Annotated in this window: 10 protein-coding genes and 1 tRNA gene; 3 read left to right on the top strand and 8 right to left on the bottom strand. The window is 61.3% G+C overall.

Going from position 1 to position 9,828, the window contains the following annotated elements:
* Nucleotides 1–110 precede the first annotated feature (110 nt).
* The 4 genes from cmr1 to J3L12_RS16275 are packed head-to-tail and all read right to left on the bottom strand — an operon-like array spanning nt 111 to nt 4,480.
* Nucleotides 111–1,187 (bottom strand): type III-B CRISPR module RAMP protein Cmr1, encoded by a 1,077-nt coding sequence (gene cmr1, locus J3L12_RS16290; protein ID WP_208016104.1) that lies wholly within the window; start codon nt 1,185–1,187, stop codon nt 111–113.
* A 34-nt stretch (nt 1,188–1,221) separates the two neighbouring features.
* Entirely contained in the window at nt 1,222–2,340 is a 1,119-nt protein-coding gene (locus tag J3L12_RS16285) for a type III-B CRISPR module-associated protein Cmr3 (protein ID WP_208016103.1), read from the bottom strand.
* Nucleotides 2,330–4,072, bottom strand: a complete 1,743-nt coding sequence (gene cas10 / locus J3L12_RS16280) for a type III-B CRISPR-associated protein Cas10/Cmr2 (protein WP_208016102.1) — start codon at nt 4,070–4,072, stop codon at nt 2,330–2,332. The genes J3L12_RS16285 and cas10 overlap by 11 nt, the downstream gene beginning before the upstream one ends.
* Nucleotides 4,073–4,087: 15 nt before the next feature.
* Nucleotides 4,088–4,480 (bottom strand): ribonuclease HI family protein, encoded by a 393-nt coding sequence (locus J3L12_RS16275; protein ID WP_208016101.1) that lies wholly within the window; start codon nt 4,478–4,480, stop codon nt 4,088–4,090.
* 363 nt (nt 4,481–4,843) lie between these two features.
* Between J3L12_RS16275 and J3L12_RS16270 the strand changes: the two genes are divergently transcribed.
* Nucleotides 4,844–4,930, top strand: a tRNA-Leu gene (locus J3L12_RS16270).
* A 128-nt stretch (nt 4,931–5,058) separates the two neighbouring features.
* On the opposite strand, the gene J3L12_RS16265 is transcribed toward J3L12_RS16270, so the two are convergent.
* From J3L12_RS16265 to J3L12_RS16255, 3 genes are read right to left on the bottom strand one after another with little or no spacing between them, the layout of a single operon-like run.
* Complete coding sequence (locus J3L12_RS16265; RefSeq protein ID WP_243455331.1) at nt 5,059–5,598, bottom strand: DUF4256 domain-containing protein; 540 nt, start codon at nt 5,596–5,598, stop codon at nt 5,059–5,061.
* Between the two features lie 25 nt (nt 5,599–5,623).
* Nucleotides 5,624–6,334 (bottom strand): ABC transporter ATP-binding protein, encoded by a 711-nt coding sequence (locus J3L12_RS16260; RefSeq protein WP_208016100.1) that lies wholly within the window; start codon nt 6,332–6,334, stop codon nt 5,624–5,626.
* Nucleotides 6,334–7,473 (bottom strand): ABC transporter permease, encoded by a 1,140-nt coding sequence (locus tag J3L12_RS16255; RefSeq protein WP_208016099.1) that lies wholly within the window; start codon nt 7,471–7,473, stop codon nt 6,334–6,336. Before J3L12_RS16255 ends, J3L12_RS16260 begins: the two co-directional genes overlap by 1 nt.
* A gap of 199 nt (nt 7,474–7,672) precedes the next feature.
* On the opposite strand from J3L12_RS16255, the gene J3L12_RS16250 reads away from it, so the two are divergent.
* Together J3L12_RS16250 and J3L12_RS16245 are read left to right on the top strand one after the other, a co-directional pair.
* Nucleotides 7,673–8,089, top strand: coding sequence for a DinB family protein (locus J3L12_RS16250; protein WP_347708936.1), 417 nt, complete (start codon nt 7,673–7,675; stop codon nt 8,087–8,089).
* Nucleotides 8,086–8,361, top strand: a complete 276-nt coding sequence (locus J3L12_RS16245; protein ID WP_208016098.1) for a YkgJ family cysteine cluster protein — start codon at nt 8,086–8,088, stop codon at nt 8,359–8,361. The genes J3L12_RS16250 and J3L12_RS16245 overlap by 4 nt, the downstream gene beginning before the upstream one ends.
* A gap of 173 nt (nt 8,362–8,534) precedes the next feature.
* Here J3L12_RS16245 and J3L12_RS16240 read toward each other — a convergent pair whose 3' ends face one another.
* The gene (locus tag J3L12_RS16240) at nt 8,535–9,647 is read right to left on the bottom strand and encodes an IMP dehydrogenase (RefSeq protein ID WP_208016097.1); all 1,113 of its coding nucleotides are present in this window, start codon (nt 9,645–9,647) and stop codon (nt 8,535–8,537) included.
* Nucleotides 9,648–9,828 lie beyond the last annotated feature (181 nt).

The raw sequence follows: 9,828 nt of genomic DNA, 5'->3' as shown, positions 1-9,828 counted from the left end.
GCCATCACCGTACTGAACTTGGCTTTACCGCTTGGTGGGCTTACCTCATCATCGCCCTGAACCTCATCGCTGCTTCCCCAGACCTGTGTATAGCTGACATCGTTTTGTGACTAGCACCAGTGATTATCTAAGGCGGTCTTGTCTCCTTCAATATGCACGCCACCGGGCGGCGTGCGAGGAGCATTGAGAACAAGCACCACCGAGGTCTTCTCGCCGAGTGGCCTGAAGATGAGCGGGCTGGCCAGGCGCTCGAGGTTGGGGTTGGCCGGAATAATGCGGGTGCTGGGGTCGCCTTTATCCTTGAAGTGCATCACGATGGGCAGGCCAAACTGCGCTCGAGGCAGCTTGCGGATCAGGGGACTGTGAATCGGAATGCGGTGCTTGGGCTCTGCCCGACCCAGAACCGCCCGAACGGCATCGGGTTCGGGCCAGTGGCTTCGGCCTGGACGGTTTGGCTGTTGTCCTGCGTTGCGCGACTGACGGAACCTCCGGTAACGCTCTACAACCTCCCGCCAGGACAGAGAAACCACTTTCCAGCGAGCCCCACTCAGGCTCGGCACACCCTCGGGGGGGTTCCCGGCTTTGACATACTGTTTCCACTGGGCCTCGAGGGTCTTGGAGTCCAGCGCCCCTACCCCCTCCGGCCAGACCGCCCCGAAGCCCCGCCGGGTGCGCCCTCCCAGGCCACCAAAGCGCTCCCAGGCCCAGAGCGCAGCTTCAATCTCTTCGCGAAACTCCTCTGGGAAGCGCAGTTGTAGACGAAAGCGCACCCCCACGCGCACCGGGTAGTTGTTGCGATCCTGGTTAGTAGCCTGCAAAGGGAAGGCCACATAGCCGGGGGCCACCTCGGGCCGGTTTGTAGGGAAATTTCTTCCTGATTCAAAGAAGAAAGGTTGCTTCTCCTGTCCCGACTCAAGCAGCGCTATCTCGATGAGCAAAGGCGAGGCCCGCCCACCTTCTCCCGCCGCCGCACCAAAAATCTCGGCTTCCCGATTGCGCATCTGCTCGAGGGACATTCCCCCTGCCCGCGCCGCCCGCCACCAGAAGCGGAGCTGGCCCTTGAGCGAGGTTGTCCGTACCACACTTACTGCATCGGCGTATTTGGGTTCTGCGCCGCCACCAAAGAGCGGGCTGATGAGCCGATAAGTGCGATTTATGACCGCAATGGCCCCTTTCGGCTTGGGCAAATATGCGTTCTTAAACTCCGCAACCCTCCGCACCTCACACCTCCAACTCCGCCAGCTTTCCCGTCCAGCTTCCCACCACCGCCAGGCCATAGCCGTCCAGGCGGTCTTGAGCCTCGTCGCTCAGGTTTTGCATCCAAACACCGTGCAGCCATTCCTCAATTTGGGCCTCGCTCCAGCCCGCGAAGCGCACGAAATAGACGCTGCCTGCGGGCACCAGCCTGCGGCTCGGCTTGGGGCGGTGGTGCTCCAAGTCCCAGCCCGAGGCCACCACCGCGCGACCCAGGGCTACGGCCTCGATTCCGGCCCCGTGAAGCCTGCCGTCCATCGGCAGATAGCCCGCCCGGAAAGCTGCTGGGGTGAGAAAAATCACCCGTGCGGCCTGGTGCTGCACCAGCAATTGCAGCAGCTCCGCGGGAGGCTGGGGTAGCGGGATGGATTCGTTCCACCAAATAGCCAGCCGCCGCTCGCCTCCCAACGGAAACACCCCGCCCGGCGCACCCTCTACCCAGACCGCAAGGGCCAGCCGCTGCGCCTGGGAAAGAGGAGCCGAGGGGGGTAGGTGGGTGAACTCGAGCCCCGAGGTCTGGAACAAATAGCCCTCCTCGGCGGTCTGGGTCTCGGGGTCGAGCTTCAGGTGGGTACGTACCTCGCCCTGGGGGCCGTTATGGCCCAGCTCCTCCCCGCTTTGCTCGGCTTTGAGCGGCGGCTCCAGAAGCCAGCGCTCGAGGGCGCTCCAGTACCAGAAGCGCGGCAGGGAAAGGGGCTTGCTCTTGTTGTCGGGGTGAGGGATGCCTACCGGGAAAAGCCCCTCGGGCAGGTTGGTTTCTGCATTGCCCAGACGAAGCGGAACCAGCCGATACAAAAAGGACTCTTTGCCCTGGCCTAAAAGCACCGCGTCGGCAGGCGTGGGCGCGAGCAGCTCCCAGCCCTTCTCTTTGCGCTCGGCCAGCAGGGGGCCTCGGATGCCAATCTGCCGAACCTTCTGGGCCGCTTCGGGAAAGGTGAGCCCGTGGGAAAGCCCTATACGGGTACGCAATGCACCGGCAATGGTTTGCGGCAGGGGAAAAGGCAGGCTGCGGGCCCTGGCCCCAGGGTTGCTGCTAAAGGGGCGGCCATCGCGGGCTACCAGGGGTTCGCGGGGTTCAATGAGCATGGTAGACCTCCGGGTTTTCGGTAGGAACCCCGGCCTGCTGGTAAGCCCGCGCCAGCACCCTGGCCAGGATGAGTTCATCGGCCAGGCGGGCTACGTCGGCGGGGGTCTGTAGGGTGTCCAGTTCCTGGCGGTACTGGGGCTTGATCTGCTTTCGCCCTAAGATGCGCTGGGCCTCGAGCACCACCGCTTTCTCCATCCCTACAACTCCGCCCAGCTCGTTCAGCAGAGCCTTGAGCTCGTAACCTGCTTTGGTGGGAATTTGCTCCAGTCGCAGTAGATCCTGGTAGCGATACAGGCGCTGGGTCAGCGAGGGGGCCTCGTCCCAGCGCCCCCGCACCATGCGCTCGCTGCCGCTACGGGGGCTGTAGGCCAGGGCCAGGGCGTTGCGCTTTTGCTCGAGGGGTGTACCCTTGGGGCCTTCCTTGGCAAACTTCTCGGTGCGACGCACCAGCTCTAAGGCGTCTTGGAGAGGCTCGAGGTGATGCGCAATGGCCAGCCCCACCGAGAGCGTGGGGTCGTGCTTCTCCCCAAAGCCCTTCATGGCGGTGGAGAAGGTCTGGGCCAGGGTCTTCGCACAAGGGAGGGCGGTGTGCAGCGGCAGCAGGGCCAGTACGTCGTCGCCCCCGGCGTAGACCAGACAGCCTTTGTGCTCTTCCACAATGCGCCGTACCCTGGCCGCGAAATCTAAAGCCAGCTTGTTGGAAAGCCGCCGGTGGGCCTTGGCACCCTGCTGACTCTGGTGGTCTATGGCCTCGCCCATGCGGTCGCCGTCGGCGTGCAAGAGAACATAGTAGGGCAGGGGTTCGCCCAGGGCGCGGTACATTTCGCTCAGCACGGCGCGGGCCTCTTCCAGCCTGGCGTCTGATTTATCGAAAAACTCCCCCAGGCGCCCGGCAAACAGCAAACGAGGGTCGTAGTCTTTCAGGAGAGTGTCCCGTACTACCGGATGGGCCCACTCCTCGCGGGCTTCCTCGCCGATCAGGTTGGCCAGGCGTTCGAGGTAGAACCTAAGCGCCTCCAACTTTCCTTTTTTCTCCAACCCCTCCAAATAGGGCAAGGCTGCCACATGTGAGGTGCTTAGGAAGGCCCGCTCTGGCCAGAGCCGCTTCACCAGGTCTACCCCGCTCAGCTCCTCGCCGGGACGGATGCCTACCCTGCGCTTCCAGGCTTCGCTTGCGCCTGCGATGACCGTTTCCCGAGCGCCGTCCAGCGAGCTTTTGGGGAGGCTCGAGCCCCACCCCACCGGCATAAACTCGCGGGTGTTTTTCCGCGCTGCCATCACCGCAGCCAGCCGGTTGCGGGCCGGGGCGTAGTCTCCCTCAAGCGGCACGCAAGCCCAGTAGACCTCGAGCATGTCCGAAAGCTGCTTCAGCGCAGTAGACACGTCTATCTGCCCGCGGTGCTTGTCCAGCAAAGAAGCACCCTTTTCCTGAATGTACCGCCGCGCCTCCTGCACGGCCTCCTCGGCCAGCGTCCGGCAACGGACACCTTCCCCGACCCGGGCAACCACCACGTTGGGGATTCCTGACTGGCTGAGCTGCCGGAAATGCTCGGCGTTGTTGGGCGCCGGAAAAATCAGGTTTTCATACCCGAGCTTATCGGCCAGGTACGCGGCCACCTGCCCTGCAGCCTCGCTGAGTAAGCGACTTCCTGCGTACAGATCGCGCGTGCGTCGAGCCGTACTGATGAAATCCTGCACCGGTCCCAGGGCAACCTGCAAAAACTGTTCCAAGGCAACCCTCCCGTCTCAACACGTTTTCTGCAAGGCTTGCTCCACCAGCTTATGGGCCCGGTTCTGTTTCCTTGGAATCCACTCGACCTTTGCTCCTGAGCGTTGAACAAGTTCGGTGAGGGTCGCGTGTAAAGGCTTCAGGTGGTTCTTTCTAACTTTGTAGTCGCCCAATAGTTGCTTTTCCACAAGCTGTGAATCGGTTTGAAGCAGCACTTTCTCACCCCCGGCGATTTCCACAGCCCGTTTGAGCCCTGCAATGGCCGCCTGGTACTCGAGCTCGTTCGAGGTGCCTAGGGCGCAGGTAGCATGCCCTGCAACCTGGTTACCCGCAGAGTCGAAAATCACAAAAGCGAAAGCGCCTTTTCCAGAGGCATTTCTGAATCCGGCATCTACAAACACTTTGAGCACCTGAACCTCCTGGTCTGGCATACTACCAAGCAAAAACAGGAAATCAAGCGTAAGTGCACAACTTCAACTCTTCATTGTTTTTTTACTCAAACTTTATTCCAAAACCATACAGCATCGAACATCTCATGCCAGCTTTAGCCGTATACTCGTTTTTCAGCAATGCACAAAGTGTGAGGAGGTAGGTTGCGGTTTTCAAGTCCCTAACCCCTATTCCCTACTTCACCGTTCCCATAATCTTCAAAGTGTTCAAACAACATTGGTATCACAGGGCAGACCCGTTTCTTGCCCAGAACCACTCAACCTACGTAGCGCGGCCACCATCCTTGACAAGGGCCCCCCGCCCTACTAACCTAGTGTTTGCCTGCCGGGATGGTGGAACTGGTAGACACACTATCTTGAGGGGGTAGCGGGCGCAAGCCTGTGCGGGTTCAAGTCCCGCTCCCGGCACCAACAGGAAAAAGCAAACCCCGTCTGCTGGGGTTGGGCGTGGCACCCTCTGGGCTTCAGATCGGCCCTGAGGGTGCTGCGGCTCAAGTCGAGAGTGCGCATTCAGCCCTGGGCCCCTTCGGAAGCCTGCATCAGACCCGGAGCAAGCCCCTAAACCCTCTGGCCGCGTAGTACGACTCGGCTCCATTGTGGTACACGAACACGTGGTTGTAGCGGCGGTCGCCAAAGAGGGCCCCGCCGAGCTTTCGGATGGGGTCGGGGGTTTTGAGCCAGCTCGAGGTCTTGGTGTCAAAGGGCTCCAGTTGCTGCAAGGCCCGGTACTGCTCTTCGGAGAGGAGCTCGAGGCCCATGGCGGCAGCCATCTCCAGGGCCGAGCCCGCCGGTTTGTTCTGCTTGCGGGCCTCGAGGGCGGCCTGGTCATAGCATAGGCTTCGGCGGCCTTTGGGGCTTTCGGGGGAGCAGTCGCAAAAAATAAATTCACCCGTCTTTGTATCAAATCCCACCACATCCGGCTCACCGCCGGTCTGTTCCATCTGCTGGAGCGAAATGAGTTTGCCGGGGCTGGCCTCGAGCCGAGCCTCGACCTCAGTCCAGGTCAAGCCGGGGTGGCGGTGCATGTGCTGCTCGAAACGGTTTTTCAGAACTAGCAGCAGGTCATCAGGCGTAATCATAGCGGTTTTGCGGCTGCATTCCCTTTCAGGCGTGTTCAATGGCCTGGGTTTGCTTAGCGCCCCTGGTGGCATCTTCTTCTTTCAGCAGCCTTCCATCCTTGAGGTGCAGGATGCGTTCGGCCTTGCGGGCGAGCTCGAGGTCGTGCGTAACCAGAATCACCGTGCGGCCCTCCTGGGCCTGGTGCAGCAGCAGCTCCACCACCCGGGCCCCCGAAACCGAGTCGAGGTTGCCGGTGGGTTCGTCGGCAAACAGAATGGGGGGGTTGAGAGCCAGAGCGCGGGCAATGGCCACCCGCTGCTGCTCTCCGCCCGAGAGTTTACTGGGCAGATGCTTGCCCCGCTTTCCCAGCCCTACTGCCTCCAGCAGGCTGGCAGCCCTGGCGGCGCGCTCCTTGAAGCCATAGCCTGCCAGCATCATGGGAAAGGCCACGTTTTCCAGGGCGGTCAGGGTGGGAATCAGGTTCCACTGCTGAAACACAAAGCCCATGTGTTTGAGGCGCACCTCCGAACGGCCATCCTCGGACAGGGTCGAAAGCGGCGTGGTGTCCAGCCGTACCTCCCCTTCGCTGGGTACATCAAACCCCGCCAGCAGGTTCAAGAGGGTGGTCTTACCCGAACCCGAGGGCCCCACAATGGCGGTCAGGCCGGTGGGAAAGCGATAGGTGAAATGATCCACCGCCACCACGTCTATCTCGCCCTGGTGGTAGCGCTTGTGCAGGTTAATGGCCTCGAGCATCACACCCTCCCCAGCGCCTCAACCACCTTCAGGCGGCTGGCAGTACGGGCCGGCAGGAACCCCGCCAACAGCCCCAGCACCACTGCCACCAGCAGGGCAAAGGAGGCCAGGCGGAAAGTCACCGCCGAGAGCGCGAGGCCCACCTCCCGTCCGGTGTACCAGTTGACCAGCCCCGAGGCCGCCTGGCCCAGAACCAGGCCCAGCAACCCCCCTACCACGCCCAGCAGCAACGCCTCCAACAGCACCAGGCCAAAAATAAAGCCCCGCTTGGCCCCCAGGGCCCGCATCAGGCCAAACTCGCGGATGCGCTCGTAGACCGACATCATGACCGTGTTGGCCACCAGCAGACCACCCACAATCAGGGCCACCAGACTGATGCCAAAGCGCACCAGGTCGGAAATCCGCACCGCCCGCTCGGCAAAGCGCATCACATCGCCGGCGGTTTGCGCCTCCACACCGGAGATTTTTTGCTTTATGGAGCGGGCCACCTCTTCCGCCCGACGGCCCGGGTCAATGGAGATCAGAAAAGAGGTGTAGTTTTCGGTATTGAGCACGGCCTGCACCGACTCTATGGGAACAAAAATGAAGCTGTCGGTGATGCCACCGGTCTTCTGTAGCACCCCCACCACCTTGAGCGAGACCTGTGGATTCAGCCGCAGGGTCTTCCCCACCGAAAGGTTGTTGCGCTGGGCAATGCCACCGCCCACCACCGCGCCTGCCACGCCAGGCGTGGGGCTGCCGGACTCGAGCTGAACGTTTGGATAGAGGTCTTTGGGCCCGAACCCCTGGGGCAGGCCCTGGAAAATGAAGCTGCTCGAGGGGTCAAAGCCTCCCCTGGCAAAAGTGGCCGTGGGAATCACCTGGGTAATGCCGAGTTCTGCCGCTACAGCCTGAATCTGCCGTAAGGTATCCGGGCGCAGCTCGGGGTAGCCGGGGCTGATGGCCTCCACGCCTTCGGGAAGCACCAGAATAGCCGGCCCCACATTGGATAACTCCGCCCCCAGGGCCTTGCGCAGCCCCTCTCCAAACGACAAAAAAAGCACCATCGAGGCCGTCGAGACCACAATTCCCAGCAAAGTCAGAATGCTGCGAATGGGCCGCGCCCGCAGGTTGCGATAGACCAGTGCCAGAACTTCCACGCCCATCAGGATAACCGCAAAGCCAGAAAAAAGTGGGGCATGTGCCCAGGTGTGGAAAGGTTGTGGAGTGGGAACAGAGGGTCGGGGTTTCAAATCTGGAATAGTACCCGGTTACGCCCTCCCACTTGACCTAAGCTAGAGACATGAAAAGCACCCTGCTGACCCGTTTTGAACTATCACTGGCCGGACTCCGCAAATTGTGGGCAGGGCAACCCCCGAGCAGCTGCGCCAGCGCAGCCAGCCCGAGAAGTGGTCGGCCCACGAGAACCTGGCCCACCTGGCCCACTTCACCCTGGTTACCCAGGATCGCATGGCCCGCATCCTGCAAGAGGAGGCCCCTCTGATCGAGCGGCTCAAACCCGACACCGAACCGGCCTTTTTGCTGCTGGTGGAGCGCTCCCCCGAGGAAGTGCTGACCGAGCTCAAAGAGCTTCGGGCCCAGCTTAACCAGCAGGTCGCAGCCCTGAGCGAAGCCCAGCTGGAGCGGGTGGGGGTTCACAGTGCGGCGGGGCCCATGCCCCTGCGGGAGTGGCTCGAGCTCTTCCTGGTGCACGAGGCTCACCACCTCTACCTGGCCTTCTGGCGCGTTCGCGAGGTATTGCAGCAGGCCCAATGAACCCGGTTCATCCTTCTAGCCGCTGGCGCCAGGAATGCACCCTGTGCGGGGCCTGCTGTGCGGCCCCCGATATTGCCGCTCTGCAAAAGCCCCTGGGCGTACCCTGCAAGCATCTGGACGCTGGGTGCAAGTGCGCCATCTACGAATCCCGCCCGCCGGTCTGCCGCAACTACACCCCAGACTGGGTTTGCGGCGAGGTCGCACCGTTGCCAACGCTGGCGGAGCGAATCAAGCGGTATCTCGAGATTTATGGTCTGGATTATGCAAGTTGATACCAAAATTTAGTTGGAAAGTTATCATTGAGAGGCATTCATTACCCCCTCATCCGGCGACACCCCAAGCGCAGTCAATCGCGCTCTCATCAATGTTCGTAAGTAGCAATAGCGGGGTGTCGCCACCTTCTCCCGCCCAGGGGAGAAGGCAAGAGGTTCACATGGATTTGGTATTAGTGCACCCCGGCCTCGGTGATGGCCGCCGCCGAATTACGGGCGAAGCGCACGTTGCCCCTGAACTCGGTCAGGTTGGTGGCGTTGACGTAGGTCATGGCGCTTTGCAAACCTTCGCGCAACCGTGCAATCGCTTCTTGAGCAGTGTGGTGGAAGGCCCGCAAGGTTTGCGAGGAGCCCTCAATAAAGTTGCGCTTTTCGGTGACCAGGGTGGAGGCCATGCCGTAGAGCAGAACGCCCTCGAGGTGACCATCCTTCTTGATCAGAACCTCGTCCTCGAAGCTCCCGGAGGCAAAGAACTTGCCCATCATCACCCCATCGCTGTAGGCCAGGGCCTTCACGAAATCACCCGAGCTGTTCACCCCCCCATCGGCGATGATCTGCGCGTCGGTATAACCGATCACAGCCTGGAACTTGCGAATTTCCTCCAATAGCGATAGCTGCCCCACCCCCACACCGGTGTTGATGCGGGTGGTGCAGACCGAGCCCGGCCCCACCCCCACCTTGAGGATGAAGTGCTGGAAGCCCGAAAGCTTCATCAGCCAGTAGGCATAAGCAAAGCCCTCGATGGAGCCCACGTTGCCCAGGATGACACCGCTATCTATGCCCAGCCCGCGAATCTTGGCCAGCACCGGTAGCACCGCCGCATTGGCCCCGTGGGCAATGTCAATCGAAGCGAAAATCAGGTTGGGTTCCGCGAAGAGTTCGGCCAGGAACTCTTCTTTCTCGTTAATGCCGAGCGCTGCCCCCACCAGGGCGGGGGCACTGGCCCGCACATCCGCAAGGCGTTCGTCGTCGGATAGCCCCACCCGGGGCAAGATATGTACCCCCCCATTGCCCCCGTCCCACACGTCACGGGCGAAGCGGCTCCGCATCATGCTCATCGAGGCTCCAAAGGCGGGGAATAGCTCCTGGGTGCCCTTGGTGGTATAGAAGAGCTGCCGGGTATTGACCTGGGTGCGCGAGACCGGCTGGGTCAGGAAGGTGGGGATGATGGTTTTGTCGGCGAAGGTGTAATAGGTCTCGAAGCGCTCGTAGGGATACCGGGCCAGATCGGCCTGGGTTTTTTCCAGGGCTTCCTGAGCGATATCGTCGAAAATCCCGTAGTTCACGAACCAATATTGTATCCGAGGGGAAAGGGGTGTGTCTATCAATTCCGACCAGGCCAGGCTTTTATCATAATCACATATGAAAGCTGTCTCCATCCCCAGTCCGTTGCCGTATCTAGCCCAGATACCCGATTCCCGCGAGTACTTGAAAACCCATCATCGCTGGCAAGACCTGCTGCTGATC

It is taken from the genome of Meiothermus sp. CFH 77666 (assembly GCF_017497985.1).
Classification (GTDB): Bacteria; Deinococcota; Deinococci; order Deinococcales; family Thermaceae; genus Meiothermus.
This window is presented reverse-complemented; position numbering and strand designations above follow the sequence as displayed.